Source organism: Bacillus sp. Cr_A10 (genome assembly GCF_029222665.1).
Classification (GTDB): Bacteria; Bacillota; Bacilli; order Bacillales_A; family Planococcaceae; genus Psychrobacillus.
The window spans coordinates 242,145-265,329 of record NZ_JARHXR010000007.1; the positions used below are offsets into that span (position 1 = coordinate 242,145).

General features: G+C 35.0%; 17 protein-coding genes. 1 reads left to right on the forward strand and 16 read right to left on the reverse strand.

The features are described from left to right. Window positions 1-3: 3 nt before the first annotated feature. The 16 genes from galU to P2Q73_RS05345 form a co-directional block, all read right to left on the reverse strand. Window positions 4-867, reverse strand: coding sequence for a UTP--glucose-1-phosphate uridylyltransferase GalU (gene galU / locus P2Q73_RS05270; protein WP_275784667.1), 864 nt, complete (start codon window positions 865-867; stop codon window positions 4-6). Between the two features lie 47 nt (window positions 868-914). Continuing rightward, a complete protein-coding gene (locus P2Q73_RS05275; protein WP_275784669.1) occupies window positions 915-1,979 on the reverse strand; it encodes a glycosyltransferase in 1,065 nt (354 codons plus the stop codon). Next, entirely contained in the window at window positions 1,976-3,091 is a 1,116-nt protein-coding gene (locus P2Q73_RS05280; protein WP_275784671.1) for a glycosyltransferase, read from the reverse strand. The genes P2Q73_RS05275 and P2Q73_RS05280 overlap by 4 nt, the downstream gene beginning before the upstream one ends. Beyond that, entirely contained in the window at window positions 3,088-4,383 is a 1,296-nt protein-coding gene (locus P2Q73_RS05285) for an O-antigen polymerase (protein WP_275784673.1), read from the reverse strand. The genes P2Q73_RS05280 and P2Q73_RS05285 overlap by 4 nt, the downstream gene beginning before the upstream one ends. 235 nt (window positions 4,384-4,618) lie before the next feature. Next, complete coding sequence (gene wecB / locus P2Q73_RS05290; RefSeq protein WP_275784675.1) at window positions 4,619-5,683, reverse strand: non-hydrolyzing UDP-N-acetylglucosamine 2-epimerase; 1,065 nt, start codon at window positions 5,681-5,683, stop codon at window positions 4,619-4,621. Then, window positions 5,680-7,278, reverse strand: coding sequence for an asparagine synthase C-terminal domain-containing protein (locus P2Q73_RS05295; RefSeq protein ID WP_275784677.1), 1,599 nt, complete (start codon window positions 7,276-7,278; stop codon window positions 5,680-5,682). The genes wecB and P2Q73_RS05295 overlap by 4 nt, the downstream gene beginning before the upstream one ends. 13 nt (window positions 7,279-7,291) lie before the next feature. Next, window positions 7,292-8,707: a lipopolysaccharide biosynthesis protein gene (locus P2Q73_RS05300; protein ID WP_056827709.1), complete on the reverse strand. Its 1,416-nt coding sequence runs from the start codon at window positions 8,705-8,707 to the stop codon at window positions 7,292-7,294. Further along, window positions 8,708-9,439 carry an acyltransferase gene (locus P2Q73_RS05305; RefSeq protein WP_053590339.1) on the reverse strand — a complete coding sequence of 244 codons (732 nt, stop codon included), beginning with the start codon at window positions 9,437-9,439 and terminating at the stop codon, window positions 8,708-8,710. A gap of 12 nt (window positions 9,440-9,451) precedes the next feature. Beyond that, window positions 9,452-10,768: a nucleotide sugar dehydrogenase gene (locus tag P2Q73_RS05310; protein WP_056827714.1), complete on the reverse strand. Its 1,317-nt coding sequence runs from the start codon at window positions 10,766-10,768 to the stop codon at window positions 9,452-9,454. Between the two features lie 98 nt (window positions 10,769-10,866). Continuing rightward, window positions 10,867-11,880: a Gfo/Idh/MocA family protein gene (locus P2Q73_RS05315; RefSeq protein ID WP_275784680.1), complete on the reverse strand. Its 1,014-nt coding sequence runs from the start codon at window positions 11,878-11,880 to the stop codon at window positions 10,867-10,869. Next, the gene (locus P2Q73_RS05320; RefSeq protein WP_275784682.1) at window positions 11,877-12,614 is read right to left on the reverse strand and encodes a hypothetical protein; all 738 of its coding nucleotides are present in this window, start codon (window positions 12,612-12,614) and stop codon (window positions 11,877-11,879) included. Before P2Q73_RS05320 ends, P2Q73_RS05315 begins: the two co-directional genes overlap by 4 nt. Before the next feature lie 84 nt (window positions 12,615-12,698). After that, window positions 12,699-13,811 carry a DegT/DnrJ/EryC1/StrS family aminotransferase gene (locus P2Q73_RS05325; protein WP_053590343.1) on the reverse strand — a complete coding sequence of 371 codons (1,113 nt, stop codon included), beginning with the start codon at window positions 13,809-13,811 and terminating at the stop codon, window positions 12,699-12,701. A 213-nt stretch (window positions 13,812-14,024) separates the two neighbouring features. After that, a complete protein-coding gene (locus P2Q73_RS05330; RefSeq protein ID WP_056827721.1) occupies window positions 14,025-15,089 on the reverse strand; it encodes a glycosyltransferase family 4 protein in 1,065 nt (354 codons plus the stop codon). Between the two features lie 258 nt (window positions 15,090-15,347). Then, window positions 15,348-15,761, reverse strand: coding sequence for a hypothetical protein (locus P2Q73_RS05335; protein ID WP_053590345.1), 414 nt, complete (start codon window positions 15,759-15,761; stop codon window positions 15,348-15,350). Between the two features lie 117 nt (window positions 15,762-15,878). Further along, a complete protein-coding gene (locus tag P2Q73_RS05340) occupies window positions 15,879-18,377 on the reverse strand; it encodes a phosphodiester glycosidase family protein (protein WP_275784685.1) in 2,499 nt (832 codons plus the stop codon). Window positions 18,378-18,393: 16 nt separating this feature from the next. Continuing rightward, the gene (locus P2Q73_RS05345) at window positions 18,394-20,649 is read right to left on the reverse strand and encodes a hypothetical protein (RefSeq protein ID WP_275784688.1); all 2,256 of its coding nucleotides are present in this window, start codon (window positions 20,647-20,649) and stop codon (window positions 18,394-18,396) included. Between the two features lie 165 nt (window positions 20,650-20,814). Between P2Q73_RS05345 and secA the strand changes: the two genes are divergently transcribed. After that, the gene (gene secA, locus P2Q73_RS05350; RefSeq protein ID WP_275784690.1) at window positions 20,815-23,184 is read left to right on the forward strand and encodes a preprotein translocase subunit SecA; all 2,370 of its coding nucleotides are present in this window, start codon (window positions 20,815-20,817) and stop codon (window positions 23,182-23,184) included. The last annotated feature ends 1 nt before the right edge of the window (window position 23,185 follow it).

Below are 23,185 nucleotides of genomic sequence, written 5' to 3' on the forward strand. Positions count from 1 at the left end.
GTTTTATTCTTTCAATTTATTCTTCAAATAAGCAAGTAACGGTTCTTTTAAATCGTCACGCTTCAATGCAAAGTCAAATGTTGCTTGTAAAAATCCAAATTTATCTCCAACGTCATATCGTTTTCCTTCGAATATGTAAGAGTAAATAGATTCTTTTGTTAGTAATGAATCAATTGCATCAGTTAACTGAATTTCACCTTTTGCATCTGGTTGTACTTTTTCCAACTCTTCAAAAATACCTGGTGTTAAAATATAGCGTCCAACGATTGCTTGGTTGGATGGTGCATTTTCGATAGCAGGTTTTTCAACTAATCGTTTAACTGAAAATAAATCGTTTTCTGCTTCACTGTAGTCTACAATTCCGTACTTATTAACATCTTCTGTCGGCACTTCATTAACACCAAGAATACTGCTTTCCACCTGTTCATACTTATTAATCATTTGTTTTAATGCAGGAACTTCTGCATCAATAATGTCATCTGGAAGTAAAACAGCAAATGGTTCATTACCGATAAACTTTTTCGTGCACAGAATAGCATGTCCTAATCCAAGTGGCTCTTTTTGACGCATATAATGTATGTCCACTAAGTTAGAAATGTTTTCTACTGTTTCAAGTAACTCTAGTTTACCTGTTTTTTTCAAAAGCAATTCCAATTCAATCGATTTATCAAAATGATCTTCCATCGATTTTTTATTGCGACCGGTCACAATAATAATATCTTCAATTCCAGAAGCGATTGCTTCTTCAATAATATATTGTAAATTTGGTTTATCTACAATTGGTAGCATTTCTTTTGGCAATGCTTTTGTTGCAGGAAGGAAACGAGTTCCAAATCCTGCTGCAGGAATAACCGCTTTTTTAATCATGTTCATTCCCCTTTTCATTTATCAGTCAGTATTGAATCACTGTCTGATCAATATTTTTTATATAAAGAAAGCATATAATGCGCATTATCTATCCAGCTATAATTTTCTTTTACATGTTCCACTCCAGCTTTACCCATCGAAGCTCTTAGGTCACTATTTCTAGCTAGCTTTTTAAATGCTGCTGCTAGCTGATCTGGACTGTTTTTATCCGTTACGATCCCAGTTACGTCTTGAACGACTACTTCTGGCAAGCCTCCAACATTGGAAACAACAACCGGTACACCACAGGCCATTGCCTCAACTGCTGCTACACCGAAGCTTTCACTATCCTCTGTAGAAGGAACAGCAAAGATAGACATTTTACGAATGACATTAGGTACTTCCGTATTCGGTACTTTTCCAGTGAAGGTTGTAACCTCATCAATACCTAAATCTTTTGCAATTTGCTCATATTCAGCTCTTTGAGGGCCGTCTCCTGTAATAATAAGCTCAGAATTCGGAAATTCCTTATGGAACAACGCAAAGCCTCTTACTAAATCGGCAATACCATATTTGTCTTCTAGAGCTTTAACTGTCCCAACAATAATTTTTTCGTCCGCTTCAGCTACTTCATCAGAAGGGTAAAATTGTTCAATATCTACACCAAAAGGAGTTACTTCTACTGGACGATTTGTATATAGATTAGTTTCTTTCGCCATAACACGACTTGTAGAACAAATCGCAGTTGCTTTACTTAACGTAAATTCGATTAGCATTTTATTTAATCTGCCTTTTTTAGGGAATACAAAAATATCTTTTCCCCACACTGACACAAAATACTTTTTATAGTTAACCATCGCACCTAGTAAGCCGTAGCTTGATACAAAGTGTGAGTGTAAAATATCTGGATTCCAATCATTTAGCATCTTTTTCAAGGCTGGTGCTGCTGCCAAGTAGGAAGCTTTACCAGGTAATACTTTTGGTAAAATTTCTGTAGGTATTAGTTTAGCATTGTCTTCAGAGTAATGATCTTTAAATGTATACACTTTTACTTCAATACCTTGTGACTGATAAAACAAAGCCCATTTTTGTGTATGAATTGATTTACTTGGAGCTAATAATGCTATTTTCATTTTATGCCTCCTATCAGCGCATGCGCCGCTTGTTCGGCACGTTCATTCCATGCATGCTTCTGTAAAAACGATTGTTGAATATTTCTTTTATATGTTGAAAAATGTGGTTTGATTGATTGCATTCCTTGAACGAGTCCTTCTGCATCGTCGGTCGTAATAACTCCATATGGACCTGACTGGATAAAGTCTTCTTGTGCGGAACAATTTGTTGCGATAATTGGTAGACCTGCGGTTAAATATTCCACTAGTTTTATCGGAACAGCAAAATCATTGTAGATTGATCTTTTTCGAGGAATAAAGGCAAAGTCTACTTCTTCATATACTTGTTGTAGTTCTGCACCACTAACATGCTTTAACGAAATATAATCTTTGTTTATCTTTTCTTTATCTTCTTTACTTAATTGACCAAACTCATCTTCACGACAAACAATTATTAATTCACCTAATACACTGTCTTTATTTAACAGATTGTAAGCATCTACTAGAGTTGACAATCCATAATCCTCATTGTTAATCCCACCAACATAGATTCCCTTAAACGGTTGTTGAATCTCATTTGTATTTACACGAATTTCAGCAAACCGTCCACCTGGTGGAAGTGCCATTTTTTCAGTGCGTATATTTACATACTGCCCCATTGCATCGCTTGGTAAAAAAATTGTATGCACATATTTTTCGTAAAACTTTTCTTCCATTTTATAAATAGTTTGCATGACGAATTTTTTCAACCCTTTTAATGAATAAAGTTCGTCAAACTTCCAATAGACATCTCGATAAAAAACACCGATCGGAACATTAAGGTTCTTCAATGTTTGAAATACATCTTTATCTATTTTCCAATCCTGTGGTTTATGACCTGGATCGGTTAGCCAAAGAGGTATTGTTTGGTTTTCCGAATAGCAAAACAATGTTTGCTCGTGTTTTTTCTCTTCAACAATCTTTTTCCAAAGCGCACGTCTTTCTTTACTAGTTCCAGATATAACTATCATTTCAAGTTCATACTTTTTTGCATAAGCTTCAAATGCCTTCATCATTTCAACTGGTCGTAATGCAGAGCCACTTTTCGGGTTGGAAGCGACTGTAAAAGGATAATAGATAATTATATTCTTCATGCCTTCACTCTTTTCTTCTTCACTTTGCTCATCAGAAAACTCCATATTACCGTAAAGTATTGTTCTAAAATATATAATCCAGCTAAAACAACTGTCGTCATAATCCAAATAGGGTTAAATAAGAAATCGGAAACCCCACCGACAAGAGTTCTTGGAATATTAATTGTAAAATATACAAATAATGCGATGACAACTGGTGTTTTTCTTAGTCGCAAAAAGAGCATATAAATGATTTGAATGATTCCCGCAACATAAATAATTGCGGCGATGACACCAAAATATCCATACATAGCAAAAGCTTCTGCTAAGAATATTGTATTTAATACTCCACCAGTTCCTTTATCCACATTCTCTGGAAAAACGTTCTCCATCATCATTCGAGCAGAACGAACCTGTTCCATATCAAAAAGGCCGATGATAAAAGAAGGAAGTCCTTTTGCTTCTAATAAAGATAGTGAATGAGAGAATGTATCTAAATGCAAAAAGAACGGTGAAATTTGCGCCAAGATTATTCTTCCGATCGGACCAGTATTATAAGCTAAAAAGCTTTCTACCTCTGTCACTCCTTGTATTGAAATATACATAACGACTAACAGTACCGTACCTGCTAATAGGTATCCACTTATCTTTTTCCAATTAAGTTTTAAGCTATTTGAAAAAACTCTCGTAAGTATTAACATGATGACATAAAAGAAAATAGGAGATTTCGCTAAATCATATGTAGTTATTAATACGGAAGATACGAAGAGCGTAAAGAATAGTGCCTTCCAAAATAATTCTCTTGTTTGAATTGCATATACATACGCAATGATCGATAGTATTGGCGTTAAAGCGATAGCAAAGATATTCCGGATGTACACGTTTCCACTAAACCCTCTTGATGCATCAATACGCATCTTAGCAAGATCCTCTGTATTTCCCTTTAATAGTTCAAAAATAGGGACTGAATGCGTTTTTAATAAAGTATAAGCAACAGCTAAAAAAGATATTGCAGCAAGAGCAGTAAATGCAAGTTGAAATATTCTCTTATTCTTATCTACACTTGTACGAACGGGTTCATGTAGGTATCGTTCAAATTCTAATTGTGCATTAAAACCAAAAAGTCTCCCTACAACTAGCTGCGTAAGTGGGAACAAAATCATTAATATCGTCAATAAAACAAATCCAATGATCCGATATTCCTCATGGTCCATTCTTTTGATCATATAATAATCATCTATTCCTAATGCGATTAATAATCCGCCAATATAACTGGAGATAAGGAATGAATAATAATATATTATAGAAATCATATTTGGCTTTACAAGAGAAAGGCTTCCAGAAACCTTTTGGAAAAGGTATGTGGAAGCCACCACAGTAAAGAGCCATATGCTAAAAATTAACAATGCTCACACCTACTTTAATTTCATCAATTACTCCTCAGGGCAATTGCACATAGATTTTTAACGGGCTCGCTCAATAAGTTCCCCATCAAAAATCTGTTGCATCCGCTTGAGGCTATAACTCAATTCAGCTTAGGTTGCTGAATTAAGCTGTATATTCCTTTAGTAAAGCTAACACTTTTTCAGCTGTTTTTCCATCTCCAAAAACAGGAGTGTAAGATGGAGTCACTTGCTTTTGTACAGCTTCAACTATTTTAGTCGTATCTGTACCAGTAAGGATATTCGCGTCTTCTATTAGTGTTTCAACCCACTCAGTTTGATCTCGTACTGTCACACATGGAACTTCGGCAAAATATGCTTCTTTTTGAACACCACCAGAATCAGTTACTATTTTTTTCGCGTTCATTTCTAATGAAAGCATATCTAAATAACCAACTGGTTCAATTACTTGTAAGTTAGGAATTTGGTCCAATTGGAATCCATAATCCTCTAGTTTTTTCTTCGTGCGCGGATGGATCGGCCAAACTTTATTGTCAGGAATTTGACTAAATGCATCTAAAATTGATTTCATACGATCAACATCATCCGTATTTTCAGCACGGTGAATCGTAATGAGTAAATAATCTTTTGCTTGTAACTTTTCACGCTCTAAAATAGAGGAAGTAGATTCCGCAAGTGTTTTATTGTATAAAACTGCGTCATACATAACATCACCAATATTATAAACGCCATTCGTAATGTTTTCGTTTGTTAAGTTTTGGATAGCAGTATCTGTCGGGCAAAGAAGCAAGCTCGACACATGATCTGTTAAGATACGGTTTACTTCTTCTGGCATTTTCATATTAAAGCTTCTAAGACCTGCTTCGATATGCACGATGGGAATATGAAGTTTTGCCGCAGCAAGTGCACCTGCAAGTGTTGAGTTAGTATCCCCATATACAAGTACAAAATCCGGTGTTTCTGTTAAAATAATATCTTCAATTTTAGCAAGCATTTCGCCAGTCTGCTTTCCGTGATTTCCAGAACCAATACCTAAATGATAATCTGGTTTAGGAATATTCAACTCGTCAAAGAAGATATCAGACATATTTGCATCATAGTGTTGACCCGTATGCACGATAAGCTCAGTAACCTCTTCTCGTAACACACGTGAAACAGGAGCTGCTTTTATAAATTGTGGTCTTGCCCCTAAAATGGTAAGAACTTTCATTTTGTAATCTCCTTTATCATTTGAATCATATCTTTTACGATAAACGAATTAATATTGTATGGATGCTCGTATTTTTGACCATCTCTTTTAAACGTTAGTGATTTGACGTATTGTTTATACGTTGGATAGATTCCATACCACTCCATTGGTTCATCAAAATATTTTCGATAAAGATTTTTCATTCGATATATCTTGCGCAATAAAGGATAGAGTAATCCATATTTATTTCTCATTGAATTTTCAGGACCTGGCTTTTCTGGTAATGGATAATAATCCGGATACATTTTGTGCAATGTGTAATCGTACAAATATTTTTTATACTTCAAATCAACTGGAACCTTACTGAAAAAGTGAATCAATCGGTCATCCCACAATGGAATCGACCATCCTTGTCCAAAGTATTCATAAACTCTAACAGAGTTTATAATAAACTTTGATTGTCTTTCTCTCCAGTTCCACTCATCAATAATAGAAGTCACACGCTCATTCGTGTAATTTGAGTAAACTTCTATATCTTTTATGAGCCCTTTACCAATAGTAGTCGAAGCATAGGTTTTCTCACCTGAAAGCTCCCATAATCGGAAGTGTTTATTCATAATAAAGGTTTGAATTTCACTTACTTCAAAATCTTTATTCACAATCGATTCGTATGGTAAATGTCCACCAGCCAAGTAATCTAATGAGTGTCCTGGTAAAAATACGGCATCCTTTAGATTTTCCTCTTGAACTAGAAGCTTCGTACTTGGAAAGTCTTGAAGATGCGCTACAGAAACTCCGTTACTGGAATACACAACATAGTCTTTCCAATCTGGTGATCGATACATTTCTTCCCACATCTTTTTATCATAAGCGAAATATTTCCACTTAAGGCCTAGACGATCCGCAATTTGCTTACTCACTGTGGATTCTCCATTACCGGGTCGACCATATGTAAAGGTAGTAATAGAATCTTTCAACCCTCTTTCCACCAACATAAGAGCGATCAATCTTGAATCATATCCACCACTTAGTGGAATGACAATTTGTTTACCTTGTAATCTATCTGCCAAATCGTCAAACAATGAATGAAACACATGTTCAAGCTCTTCTGCAAATGAATCAATGGATTCTGGCTCTTTCTCCAACACATACGAATAATAATAAGTTTGTTTCGCTTGATCCGTCAATGTGACTGTTGACACGGCAGGCACTTGGTACCATTTTTCATACAAAGTCTTATCTCTAAAAACAAAACCTGTTACAAGAAACTCCTCTTCCGATTCTTTTCTCATTTTCATGCCTTCATGAGGCTCGATAAAGTCTTGGACTATCCAGTTTCCTTCTTTATCTGTTGAATAAAAAAGTGGAATGGATCGTTTCATATCCGTAACAAGCGTTGTTTTTTTTTCATTCGTAAAAGTTAAAGCATATTCTCCGTTCCATCGAGCAAACTCCATGGAAAAAAGATCATCATTGTTAAATAGGCTCGCAAAATTTTCATGGGTGACATATTGATTTTCATAGTAGAAATAACCTCTAAAAAAACCTTCATACCCCACACCTTTAATAGGATAAAAATCTTTATGCCTAAGGTTAGTTATACATTTTTTCGACATGTCTTTTCCCCCATTACTTTCTGTTCACAAAATATTTATCCATTCGAACAAGTAGTATTAAGATAATAAATACTATCCATACTCCTACAATTAACCAGCTATTTAAATCTTCTAATTGCACATATACAATGCTAAGTGTTGCCGCTATTAACCAAAATATTGTCCAAGCCATTTTAAATCCTGAGAATGGCACATAGTAAAGCTTTTGACTTTTGCGGAACACTATAAATAATGCTAAACAATATGATCCTACATACGAAATAACAGTACCCCATATTGAAAAAATCGGTACGAATATAAAATTTAATATTAACGAAACAACTGCCGCGATTCCAAATGCGATAGAAATATGTTTCGTTTGTTTCGTGTAAAATATCCCTGTCGAGACAATCATATAATAAAAACTTAAAAATGTAGCGATAGAGATTGGTGCTACATATTGAAACGCAATTCTAAATTTCTCTGGCATAACCATAATAATCCATGGCATAGCAGTAGCTAATAGTAAAACTCCTAAACTACCTATCAATAAGAATGCGGCATATAAAGTAGAAAATAACTTTGGACTACTTTCTTTATCTTTTAGCGACATTGAAAATGGTCTCCAAGCTAGTTGTATTCCACTAGTCAGTAAAGTAATGAATGTAGCAAATTTAATAGCTGTACCGTAAATCCCTACATCAGATATTGTTGCATATGCTGTTAAAAAGTAATTATTTGCATTTGCGATTATCCAAAAAGCTAAAGATGCAGGAACCAAAGGAGCGGCATAAACTAAGATTTTCTTTAAAATATTCCAATCAAACAATGGGCGTAAGTATACTCTTACTGGTCTTATTAAAACTAAAACAATAATTCCTACACTTATCAATCGCGCTAATAGTATACCTTCAAGTGAAGTCCAAACGAACATTAAGAAGAGAATAGAAACGATGGCTATCAAAAGCATCTTTCCAACAGTTGTGGCTACCACTCTCTTAGTATGAAATTCATATCTTAAAATCGTTAATACGAGTGTCACTATAGTGTCTAAGCAAAGTGTTCCAAGTGCAATGTAGAATAATTGAGAGTAACCCTCTGAGTCCAATAGTATCGAAGAAAGCCATTCTCCACCAATTAAAAATACGACGAATAATAAGATAACCATCGATAATCGGAAAGTCATGACAGAACGAACATATTTTTCACGTGTTTCTTTATCTTTATACTCAAAATAATAATATGCTAAAGCCGAATCCGTACCAAATATCACTAAGAAAGTAAGCATGGATACATTGGTATCGACAAGCTGAAGCAACCCAATTTGCGATGTATCATCTAAATAATGGGCATATAAAGGAAACAAAATAAAAGCAATGAGCTTCGTTCCTACATTCATAAATGCGTAAAGGAGCGAATCCGCTCCTAAACGTTTTAGCTGAGAAAACACTTAGAGAAGTTCCTCCTCAGGTACATTTTTCAAGAATTTTGCAGGGAAACCTTTAATGACAGTTTTTTCTTCCGTATCTTTTGTAACAATTGCTCCAGCAGCAACAAACGTTTCTTCTGCAATTGTAATTCCAGGAAGAATAATAGATGCTCCACCAACGCGAGCTCCTCTTTTTACAGTTGCACCTTTAATTTTATCAAAACGTGCTTCTGTTCTACCCATAAAGTTATCATTTGTTGTCGTCACACATGGTGCGATGAATACTCGATCTTCTAAAGTAGAATGTGCTGTAATATAAGAATTCGATTGAATTTTAGTACGGTCACCAATTTTCACGAAGTTTTCTACTGTAACATTACGACCGATTATAACAAATGAGCCAACTTCAACATCTTCACGTACAGTTGCAAGGTCAGCGATTAGTGTACTTTCACCAATCACTGCACCTCTATATATAATTGTATTAGCGCCAACAGTACATTCTTTTCCAAGTTGTAGAGGCGGAATTTCTTTTGTAATTTGCATCGTGCTAGTTTTAGCAGGTTTCGGTTGTTTTCCTACTACAGCTCCATCATCAATTGTTGTACCATCACCGATAATTGAGCCAGCATGAATCGTTACACGATTACCTACTCGAACGTTGTTACCAATTTTCGCGCCTTCTTCAATGACTGAGAAATAACCAACGGTTGTATTTTCGCCAAGTTCAGCAGTTTCATGTATAAAGTTCATGATCACAGCTCCTTATAGTTTGATATAACGATTTGGAGTTTCAATACCTTTAAATGCATTACGAGTATCAAAAATTACTTTTGATCTTTTCGCGATGTTTTCATAATCAAAAGCAGTATGATCCGTTGCTAAGACTACGATATCTGCCTCATCTAGAAGTTCATCCGTTAATTCAGTCGTTTCTAAAACTTGACCATTTACTCTGAACTTCCCTACATGCGGGTCAACCGTTTTGAACTCTGCACCATGGTGTAATAACAATTCAACCAATTTTAATGATGGAGATTCGCGCATATCATCAATATCTTTTTTATAAGCAACTCCAAGCAATAATACTTTTGCGTTACGCAGTGCTTTACCTTCATCGTTTAATATTTGCATTGCTCGAGTGATAACATAGTCTGGCATAGAGTTATTAATTTCACCAGCTAATTCGATTAATCTAGTGTGGTAGTTATATTCTCTAGCTTTCCATGTTAAATAGAAAGGATCGATTGGAATACAGTGTCCACCTAGTCCAGGACCTGGGTAAAACGCCATGAAGCCATATGGTTTTGTTTTTGCAGCATCAATAACTTCCCAAACGTCAATTCCCATTTTTTCACATAAAATAGCCATTTCGTTTGCAAGGGCAATATTAATATGACGGAAGGTATTTTCAAAAATCTTTTCCATTTCAGCAATTGCTGGGCTGGATACTTTATGAACATCCCCATCTAAAACACTGCTATAAAGTGCAGCTGCTACATTTGTACATTTTTCCGTTATACCACCAACAACTTTTGGTGTATTTTTTGTATTAAAGCTTTTATTACCTGGATCAATACGTTCTGGAGAATAAGCGATAAAAATATCTTCTCCAACTGTAAATCCTTTTTCTTCTAATGCTTTTCTAATAATTTCTTCTGTTGTACCAGGATACGTTGTTGATTCTAGAACAACTAAAGTACCTTTTTTAGCATATTTAGCAATTTCATTCACTGAGCTTTCAACGTAAGAAGTATCAGGTTGTTGGTAAATATCTAATGGAGTTGGTACACAAATTGCTACGGCATCTACCGAGCTAATAGAACCATAATCAGAAGATGCTTTTAAGTGACCTGACTCTACCATATCTTTTAAATCATTATCTACAACGTCTCCAATATAGTTAATACCTTCATTAACTTGTTGTACTTTTGATTCTTGTACATCAAATCCGATTACATTGTAACCAGCTTTTGCTTTTTCAACAGCAAGTGGTAATCCTACGTAACCTAATCCGACAACACCAATTGTAGCAGTGTGATTTTCAATTTTTGTTAATAGTTCTTCATAGTATGTAGACATAATTGTCTCTCCTTTATTATCAATAAGAATGGAAAACTTGTTTTTTCATATGCACCATTATTAATGTGGTATCTGCAACATTCTAACGCTTCTTTGTATTAAGAGAAAGTAATACGTTTTCCTGTTTCGGATGATTCAATAATAGCTTCGATCAAACGAACTGGATTATATCCGTCTAAACCACTTACAGCTGGCTCACGATTTTCATTTATTGCAGCTACCATATCCTCAATAATACAATCATGTCCTTTTTTACCCCAAGGATCGTTTTGTATACTTGACTTTAATGATTCTACTTCCTCATCTTTATAACCTTCTACATCCCACGTTTCAATATATAAAGCATTTTTCCCACTAACTTTCACACTAGCAGTTTCTCCAAAAATTGAAAGGGATTCTTCAAGGTTTTGAGGATAGATGGTTGTAGCAGCTTCTATCACGCCAAGTGCACCACTTTCAAATTCGACAATTCCAGTAGCAACGTCTTCTGTTTCGATATCACGGAATCTTGTTGCGACCAAACCTTGAACCGATTTCACTGGGCCCATAAACCATAAAAGCAAATCCAGATTATGTATTGCTTGATTCATTAGAACGCCACCGTCAAATTTTTTCGTTCCTCTCCACGGAGCTTGATCGTAATATTCTTGTCCTCTGTTCCATCGAACAGTTGCATTTGCATGGCTTACCTTACCAAAACCATTAGCATCCATCAGTTTACGAACTTCCATAATTGCTGGACGGTATCTATTTGGGTGAACAATTGCAAGTTTTACACCCTCAGAGTTTGCTACGTCCATCATCTCTTTCGCATCTGCTGAATTTAAAGCCATCGGTTTTTCTGTAATTATATGTTTTTTATACTTTGCAACAATCTTAGTCAAATTAGCGTGAAGACCAGATGGCACACAAATATTCACTACGTCAATTTGAGGGTTGTCCGCAAGCATTTTATCTAAGTCAGTATATTTTAATACGTTTTCATCATCTATTATTAGTCTATCTGGGTTTGTATCACAAATGGCAAATAAGTTTGCGCCTTCTGTATTGCGAATAGCAGCTATATGTTTATCTGCGATGAAACCCATACCTACAATTGCAAATTGAATCATGCTCTTTTACTCCCTCTTGCTTCTAAAATGTATTTCCATAAAGATAAAATAAAGATAGTCAATAATAACCCTAAGACTAATCCTGCAATCGCACCTTCTAAACCATAAGATTTAGTTTTTACAACGGATGTTTTTGCCAACTCAGGATGTTCGAATGCAATAATATCATTTCTTACACGTTGCTCTGTAGCCATTGCATTAGTTAAATCCATCTCAGCAGCACTTAACAAAGTTGTGTAATTATTTATAACAGTGAGATTATCAGTGCCCGCCAAAGCAGTTTTATATGCTTCAATTGTTGCGTTTAAAGTTTTTACACGTTCTGACTGTGCAGATGCATACGTTTCGGTACCTGCAATAATTTTATCATCTTGTTTCATTAAGGCTTCTAACAATTGATCATTAAATTGGTTAAGCTCTTTTGTTACTGTTTCTTCGTTATCACCATAGACTTCTGTCTTAATATAACTTCTAGTTGGAACAAATACTTCTGATTTCCCTGAGAAATGTTGACCATATTTAGCCATAATATGGTCTGGATTTGTTAAAGCCTCTAGTTTCACTGAACCAGTGAATACTGTACTTTTACCAACATAATCACCATCTTTCGGAATAAGCATTGAACCAAAATAGCCTAAAATAGCTACAATTAATGGGATAATGATAAACCATACTTTCTTTCTCCAAAAAAATTCTAATGAATCGTATAAACGATAGCTTTTATTTTCCGTCATTTCACTTCTCCTTCAAAAAACATCTAAATATAGGCAGGTAGAGGGAAACGTGTTAACGTTCCCCTCTACCAAATTGCCGTTTTATTATTTCGCAAAAAACTCAGCAATCTTCTCTACAACGTATTGTTGTTGTTCCTCTTTTAATTCTGGGAACATCGGTAAAGAAAGTGCTTGATCTGCAGCTTTTTCTGCTTTAGGGAAATCCCCTTTTTTATAGCCTAAGCTTTCAAAAACAGGTTGAACATGCAATGGTAGAGGGTAATAAATCATCGTTGCAACACCGTTTTCTTTTAAATAAGCTTGTAATTCATCACGGCGTTCAGTCAATATTGTGTATTGATGAAATACGTGATAAAACCCTTCTGCTATTACAGGTGTTTGAACATGTTCAGACACTTTTTCATTTAGTAAGTTTGTGTAGAATTCTGCATGCTCTCTGCGTTGTTCACCCCATTTATCTAAATGAGGGAATTTCACATTTAAAACAGCAGCTTGTATCTCGTCTAAACGGCTATTATACCCAAGAACGCTATGATAGTATTTTGGTTTACTACCATGCACACGAATTACTCTACTTTTTTCAGCGATATCATCGTTATTTGTAACGACCATTCCACCATCACCATATGCACCAAGGTTTTTAGTCGGGAAGAAACTATATGTAGCTGCATCTCCTAATTGACCAACAGAATATTCGCCTTGTTTAGCTCCAATTGCTTGAGCTCCATCTTCAACTACAATTAGATTATGTTTATCAGCGATTTCACGAATGCGCACCATATCTGCCATTTGACCATATAGATGTACTGGAATAATCGCTTTTGTTCTATCTGTAATATGTTTTTCAATTTCTGCAGGATCAAGATTAAACGTTACTGGATCAATATCAGCATAAACTGGAGTTGCTCCAGCTCTTACAATTGCTCCACCTGTTGCAAAAAATGTAAAAGGTGTTGTAATTACTTCATCTCCAGCACCAATTCCAGCAGCTTGTAGAGCAATATGTATTGCATCACTACCATTTCCACAACCTATACCATGAGAAACATTACTATACTTAGCGATATCCGCTTCCAGTTTCTTCACGTTATCACCTAGAATAAATTGTGAACTACTCATAACACTATCTAATGCTTCCAATACTTCACTTTTTAAAGATGCATATTGCTCAGATAAATCTAACATTGGTACTTTCATTTCGTTTACACCAACCTATCATTAAATTAATTATATATGTGAAAAGCACAAAATCCCTTATAAAGGTAATTCCCTTTGTCTGATTGAAAACGCTTGTCATTCGAGGCAACCTAAGTTCGCGACATCCCTGTCGCAACGGTTGCATGACCCACATCGAGTGGGCCCACGCGCTGCCTCAATACAACAATAAAACGCTTCTCATCAGTCAAAAAGCTAGTTGCGCTTATACCCAACAACCTTCCGGAACACAGAAATAATTGGTCGATAATCTTCGTTAACAAGACCAATTTTTTCTGCAATAATTTCAAACGCGATCAAGATAAAGACAAGGATAAAAATTGCCCATCTTAATGTTAACGTTTCAAAAGTAATGGCAGCGATACTAAATATCAAACCAAATCCGTATATTACTAATACCGTATCTCGATGTGTTAAACCAAGCGCTAATAATCGATGATGCAAATGTGATTTATCTGCAACCGATATCGGCTTTCTATTTACAAGTCTGCGTATGATGGCAAACGATGTATCAAAAATTGGTACTCCTAAAATCATAACTGGTACAACAAAGCTAAACAATGTCACACTTTTGTACAATCCTAATAACGATAGAATAGCGATAGCATATCCTAAAAACATAGATCCTGTATCACCCATAAAGATTTTCGCTGGGTAAAAGTTGTGAAAAAGAAATCCAAGTGTACTACCTAACAATATTAAGGAAAGAGTTAATATTAACATTTTATCTGCTGAAAATGCCAGAAATGCAATACTAGCAAATACAATAGAAGAGATACCTGCTGATAACCCATCTAAACCATCAATCAAGTTGATTGCATTTGTAATTGCCAAAATCCAAAATAATGTAACGACATATGAGAATATCCCAAGATCAAATACACCTAAAAATGGGATATTTAACACTTCAATTGTTAGACCACTTCCCATTACTGCACAAGCAGCAAGAATCTGGCCTAATAATTTTATTTTCGCAGAAATTTCATATTTATCATCTATTATTCCCAAAACAATGATAATCAATGCACCAACCATAATACCAGTTATTTTTGCTTCATATAATCCTGCCACAAAATATCCAACTGTAACTGCAATGAATATTGCGAGTCCACCTAATCTTGGCATCACGTTTTGATGAACCTTCCGTTTGTTAGGTTTATCTACAGCTCCAATTTTATGTGCCAGTTTTATAACGAGTGGAGTAACAGCGATAGCAGTTACCAGGGATACGATAAAAGCAAGAAGTAATTTTATATCCAAAAATATCATCCTTGTCTTTTTATTTAAGTTTCCTTTTTATTTCTACTCAACCAATAGACGAATCAGCAACATGAAAGTTTCCTCAATTAATGATTATACTATAAAAATAGAGTTGTAACCAAGTTTAATATAAATAAAGAAAAGACTGACTTTTCGCTTCATTATAAGCGATAATCAGTCTTTTCTATACACTCCATATAAAGGTGAATCATTTTACTTACTTACTTTACTCCTCAGTAACTAGCATATTTGCTGTTCTCATGAGAAATCTGGCCAATTTACTTGAAACTCGTCTCCATCAATTTGCTCAAGCGTACGATACTTAAATGGTAGCAATTCATCCATTTCTAATTCTTCCATTGCGTTTTCAAGAGGGTATAATTGAAAACTATCATCATCTTCTACAATTAAATAAGCACCTGCAACTTGTCCCTTTTCTTTAATGTTGATTCGTATAAAAGCAGGAAAATACAAATCGTTTTTGGACTGAATAATAGAAGATGCAAGAATTACATTTTTACCATCTTGCACTACATTGTCTTGATCAATTTTTTCAAACACTTTTAGAGCCCATGCTTGGCGTTTGTAATAACCAATTACTTTTGGTGCATGTTCTTCTGCCGATGAACTAGGTGAATTTTTACCCACCTTATTTTTTTCTTCCGAAGCCATGTATTTCCCTCCACAGTTAGCCAAAATCCATACTAATTACGTTAGCACAAATCCAATTTCTTGGCAACAGCTACTACTTTTTACTTATAACAATAGGATAGGTTATTGGTTACAAAGTCAGTCCTTATAAATGGATTGAATATCATCAATAATTATTTCACCATTTGATTTATTTGCATTTTCTGTTTGCATGTATCGAATTGGAAGATCCATTTTTAGTGGATAAGACAAACCTGTCGGTAGGATTGCTTCTACAAATCTCCAGTCTGTCCAATTTACATTTTTATCAAAGTCAAGATGTACTACTTTTCCAGATGCATCTTCAAGTTGCGCTCTCAACCAGTTACCTTTTCCATCACCTTTAACCCACATACCGATTTTTTTAGCAGGAGTACTGATTGTTAATTTAGTTTTTGCGTTAACGTATGCTCCGGAAGTTCCTGAAGTATTCGTAAAATCATAAACTAGTTTAATAGCCTTCGTACCGTCTCTATCATTCTTAGCTTCCTGAACAGAAACAGATTTCACACGGTCTCCTGTTGCTTCATAATTAAAAATACCTTTATTAAAAGATTCTAATATAGTTGGAGCAACATTACCTACAATTACAGGAATCGTAATAGATTTTGTTCCATACTTCACTGTAATTGTACCAACACCATCTTTATTTTGAGCAGTAAACTTTCCATTAGATTGTACCGTTCCGACAGTCGAAGTCCAGTTAAATGCAGATGCTTCTGTTAAGACTGCTTGTCCATTTTTCATTCCTTTTGCAGAAAGTTGTACCGTTTGCCCTTTTTGTAATTCTAAGAAACTATTAGACGGAACAATACTATCTAGAGTATTTGTTACTTTGATTTTGATGTTCGTTGTTTTTCCATCATAAGTTACTACTCCTGAATAAGTTCCTGGAGTCGCTGATACTACTTGTTTCCCACCACTTGATTTTAAAATGGATGAAGTAACTTTTCCATTCCCAGATACCGCCACCGGATTCATGTATTGATCGATTCCTTTTACAGGAACAGATAACTCTGTGTATGCAGCTCCTTGGAATACCTCCATTACATTGGATGCTGGTGTGATTGTATATAAAGGACCTGTTTTATATTTACTAATAAATAATAAACTGTTTGATACCGCTCGCTCATTTCCATCGGATGGTTTATTATCAACAGTTACTTTGCTATCACCAAGATTTCTTGTAACTTGAGTAGAAGAACCACCGCCATCAAAGGTCATGGCATAATTTGCACCTAAATCTTTCATCAATTTAGCCGTGTTTTGTAACGTTAAACCTTTACTTTCAGTTGTTCTTCCATCTATAACTGTTGTAAATATACTTCCGTCTTTTCTGACACCAACAGCTGTTCGCGGTGCTACTCCTGCAACTTTAATCGTTTGGATCGTACCGTTTTTCACTAAATGATAACGTCCACTCACAGCTTCTCTTACTTCGTTCCATTCAGCTGGAGTAAATGCTGTTTGGATCTCAATTTTATCTCCAACTTGCACATTTTGTAAGAATTGACTTGCAAAGTTATGTCCAGATAAAATGATCTCTCCTTTATTTAAAGGAGCATTTCCTACTCCAGTAATATTCTCAATTACTGTTCCAGTTAAAACTTCCTGTCCATTTAATTTACCTGACTCTACTTTCACTCTAATTTCTGTACCAAGCTCATTCGTATTGGTTGTTGCTGCAAAATCTCTTGTATAAACTACTAAATGATTTGCTAATCTCTTTCTATTAACAGAGTTAATAGCATAGGATTGACCGTTTACAGAAACATTCATCGATACTTTGGGAGCACCAATAATCGCTTTATTGTCTCCTTTAATACCTAAAACTGCTAATTCATTTATGTTTGTTTGTGGAGTGGAAACAATGGAACCATCCATCATCATCAAATCAATAGGCTGACCTTGCTTATCAAAATAATCAGCGTTCACTCCTGCAACAACATGGTAAGAATCATTTTGTTCCACACTATTTGCTTGGGAAGAAGTTGTTTCAAGACCAATTAATTGGTCTTTAGCAAGTTCCGTTTTAAATCCGATATTAGATGTTTTGCCATCATATTCAATCATAAATACGTTTTGTGCACCAATCGCACCATCTATATCGAAGTACTTTTTACGTATTCCTGGTGCAAGTTGAGTTACGGATTGACTCAAGACTTTACCACCTGTAAGGGTAGGTGTAGCTTCAGTTGGGAATAAATTTGATGAATTACCTGGCACTGTATTTCCTTGTGCATTTGCCAACTCTTTTAATTTTGCTTTGGAAGGCGTTTTGTACTCTACATAGCCCGCCATTTTCGTAATGTACATATTACCGCCAAGTCCGTATTGTCCGCCATATAAGTTATCATAACGGTACACTCGATACTGCTCGCCTACTTTTAAAACTCTTTCAAACACCAAACCATTTGAAGTACGTTTCCAAAGGTTGATCGGTTTTACTACTTTAATTTTCCCGACTTGACCAGGAACCATTAAAATACCGTCCCAATAAACTTTGGTAGTTGTTTGTGCTTCTGCTTGGCTTGGTTGGAAAATTGCACCCGTGACGATAGCAAAAATAATAAAAAAGTATAGCAATTTTTGTTTCATTTAATTGGAATTCTCCTTATTCTTGTTGTTTTTTATCGCGATTTTTTTCAATTGTATATTTCCAAAGATTACTGCCATCGTAATAATAAAGGTTTCCATTCATGTCCTTCTCAAGTCCATAAACCCCTTTGTCCTTCAGCCATTCTACTTCTAATTTATCTTTAGCAACTTTAAAGAGTTTTCCTTCTACACTTCCATAGATATATCCGTCATTACTATCAATTATTTGAGCATTACGGAATCTACCAGAAATTAAAGGGAGTAACTCAACATACTTAATCTCTGTAAATTCATCTGTATAAACAAATAATTTACCATCTGCCATTCCCCAAATTTTATTATTGCTATCAACAATTAAACTTGTAATCATACTAGAATCAAAAGGTAATTGTATATACTTTTTGTAATCCGGATTGCTTCTATTAAAGTAAAACAACCTTGCTCCTCTTGGATTTACTTGTTGATTCGCATGGATAGAAGTTCCCCCGTACACTTCTGTTCCTCTACTTGCCAGTGAAACGATACTTTGGTTGTATATAAAGTTTTCGTATATATCAAATTTCTCTGTTACAGTATCATAGAAAGCAAGAGCTCCACCACCAACACTAGCATCTGGCAATGTTCCAAATATAATTTCTTTTCCATCATTATATGGTGTTACAGCCGTTGTTCTTTCTTGACCGTATTGGTTCATTCGGATAACCTCTTTTGGATTTGCAGTATCCCATGGTTTTGAACGATCATAAATTAGTACTCTAGCTAGTGGATATGCACCGATGTATAGCTTATTGTTAATATCAAACATTGTTTCAATTTGACTAATATTTCGGTACAATTCTTTGTTCCCTGTTGCTACATCATATACTCCAAGCCCGCCTGACATATAACCATTAGCAAATATTTTTGTCCCATCTGAGCTTGAAGCTAATGTATATAATTCTACTGGCTGCTCAGGTAATTCAAATTGAAGATATTTTATCTCTGATGTTTGTGGGTTGTACTCGAATAGTTGACCTAAATTATCGACCATACCAGAAAGAATCCACCCCTTTGATCCCTCTTCTATTGGTACTTCTTCCACTGGTTTTTCTATGTTAGATTCTTCAGTAATCGGCTTATCCACAATTGGTTGCTTTAAAGCTGGCTCAGTGCCAATTGATGTAATTGATGAAGATACATTTAATTGTTCCTCTGTAACTACTTCATCTTCTGTTTCTTTTAAGATGAAATCTAAATTAATTGCTTCCGTCCCTTTTGGTAAATATAAACCAAGTTCTGTATGCACTTTTGTTTCAAAATCGTACTTCATTAATTGTTGGGCTTTTGTGTAATATAAGGATTTTCCATCAGGAGACAATGTAGAAACTGTTTTTGAATTCAATTCAAACTCATCCACAATTTTTAAGGTTTTTCTATCAAATACTACGGCAACATTGGATGGATATAATCTTGCAACTACAAAATCATCTGTTAAAATTAGATCTTGCGCATATTTTTCAGACATATATTTTGATGGTAAAAAAGAAGTGAAATTTTTTGCTTTAGGCTTTTTCACTAATAAATCCATTGACGAACCGATCGAAACAAATATTTCTCCTGTTTCTTCATCTGCTACAATTGCTTTAACAAATTCTTTTCTTTTACGAATTTGCCCAAACTCTTCTATTTCTTTTGTCTCCGTGTCATAAGCAACGAGTGAACCACCATAAGCAGATCCTGCATAAACTTTATTGCCAGAAACGATTAAATCTTGAATAGAAGTATCACTTTTATTGGAAAAAATACTTCCATGCTTTTCAAATTCCTCTGTGTTTGGATCATAACTATAGAGCACACTTGCTACAGATCCACCAATCCAAAGCTTTCCGTTCTCATCAACGTCCAATCCCCAGGCGCTTTTTGAATCTTCTAATGTAAATGTATGTACTATTTCTTTCGTTTCATAGTCTACAACTACTAACGCTGCTGGAGATCCGTGCATGATGTAATAAATAAAGTAGTCTCCCTCATTATTTGCTGCAATTTTAGATGAAATTGCGGAAGATTTATAAATTAATGGACCTAAGTTTTCATACCCTTCCTCTACTACTACTTCTTCTTCCACTGGCTCTATCTCTACAACATCTTCTAACCATTCTTCTGAATTATCTACTTCCACAACTTCTTCTGTATTTATTTGTTCTTCAGTCTTCGTAAGCTCTTCTGCACTTACAATATTTCCTGTTGGCGTTGCTATCATAGCGGCAATAATTGGTAAATAAACTTTCTTCAAATTGTAATTCCCCCTTATTTTATATAATAATATTAACATCATTTGGTAACTTTTTAAACTTATTCTTGTAATATAATTGAAATAATAGCAATTCAACTAGAAAATGCTAGCTTCATTTTTTCGTGATATAATAGATGTTGGAATAAAAAAGTAGGGAGAATGAAAATGTTACATTCTATTAAAAAAATGATTTCAGGCGAAGTCATTGAACTTAAACAGCTAAAAAAAATAGTTTCTAAAATAAATACTTTAGAAGATTCTTTTACAAATAAAACAGACGCGGAACTGAGAGCTTATTCTGACCTGTTTCGGGATCAATTAAATATGGGAGTTTCACCAGAAGAATTAATTGTGGAAGCATTCGCGGTTGTTCGAGAGGCATCCAAACGCGTACTAAATAAGCGCCATTATGACTCACAGCTAATGGGTGGTGCAGTTTTAACTCAATCTCAAATAGCACAAATGCAGACAGGAGAAGGAAAAACCTTAGTTGCTACCCTTCCTGCCTATGTTATGGCTCTATTTGGAAAAGGAACTCATATTATTACAGCAAACGAATACTTGGCAAGTCGAGATTACGAACAAATGAAGCCTTTGTTTGAGTTTTTAGGTTTGACCGTTGGACTTAATGTTTCAGGTATAGAAACGTATGAAAAGCAAGCTGCTTACAATTGCGATATTACTTATGGGACTGGAACAGAATTTGGTTTTGATTATTTAAGGGACCATATGGTTCAAGGCGTAGACCAATTAGTTCAAAGACCATTGTTTTATGCTTTGATCGATGAAGTGGATAGTATATTAATAGATGAAGCGAGAACTCCTTTAATTATTGCGGGGAAATCGAATGCAAGTTTAAACTTATTTCCAATAATGCATCTTGTCATCGACTCTTTCCAAAATGATGATGATTATAAGTATTATCCTGAAACAAAACAAATCGTGTTGCTCGATAATGGCGCAGACCGTTTAGAGGCGGCTTTCGGCATTGATAATGTATACGATAGCGAGCACCGTGAATTTATGCATATTGCAATGCAGACCCTTCGAGCTAAAGTTGTTATGCGCAAAGATGTAGATTATATTGTCAAAGATGATAAGATTATGATTGTCGATCCATATACAGGTCGTATTATGGAAGGCCGTACATTTAGTGATGGGTTACACCAAGCAATCGAAGCAAAAGAAAAGGTTACGGTGAAAGAAGAGAATAATACGCAAGCTTCTGTTATGATTCAGCACTACTTTAGATTATATAAACATGTATCTGGTATGACAGGAAGTGCCGTTCCTTCTCGTGATGAATTTTGGGAAACGTACAATTTAAGAGTGACTGAAATTCCTACGAATAAACCAAATAAACGTGTAGACATGGACACACTTGTATACTTAACTGCTAAAGATAAAATGAAAAAAATTGTAGAAGAAACACAAAAATACCATGAGACAGGACGCCCGGTATTAATAGGTACAACTTCTATTGAACAATCTGAAAAATATTCTGCTCACCTATATGAATTGGGCATTGAACATTCTATTTTAAATGCAAAAACAGTAGAAGACGAAGCAGAAATAATCGCAAGTGCAGGACAAATGAATAAAATTATGTTAGCAACGAATATGGCTGGACGTGGAACAGATATTATGTTGGGTGAGGGTGTCGCAGAGCTAGGTGGACTACATATTATCGGTACCGAACTCCACAGTAGTGCCCGTATCGACATGCAGCTTCGTGGACGTGGAGGTCGTCAAGGTGATCCGGGTAGCACTCAATTTATCGTTTCACTTGAAGATGAGCTTTTCCATTACTACGATGAAGAAGAGTTTGATAAGTATAAAGGTAAAGTGAAAACGGATGAGACCGGCTTAATCCTTTCACCTAATCCTACGAAGTTTGTATATAATGTACAAAAGGTTATTGAAGGTATGCATTTCTCCAGTCGATCTCATCTATTAAAATTGGATGATATTAATAACGATCAACAAAAGGTTATGTATAACTACCGAGAAAAAGCATTAAAAGTAGAAAATATGCAATTGCTTATTGAAAATGCAATGCAAGAAAGATTTTATGGATTAGTTGAAGAAATCCCAGAATTGAATTTAGATGTAACTACTAATTCAACTATCTTAAATGAAATTATTGATGAAATAAAAATAATAAATATGTTGACTTTAAAAGATGAAAATATTTTTGAATCGATAAAAACTGAAAACAAAGAGCAATTAACAAAAACGCTTGAGGACGTATACAATACTGCCTTAGAAGTCCTTCATAATACAGATAAAGATGACGAGAATTGGAGCGATATCCAATCCATCTACTTAGAAACATTGGATCGATCTTGGATTACTCACTTAGACAATCTGTATCATTTAAGAGAAGGTATTAGTATTAGAGGTTATTCCCAAGAGGATCCATATCGACTGTATTCTTTTGATGCTCTTCATATGTTTAATGAAATGCTTCACTCTTTCTTCCGAGATGTTATTCGATATTATTTACAACTGAATGCAACAAAAGTAGAAGAATAAA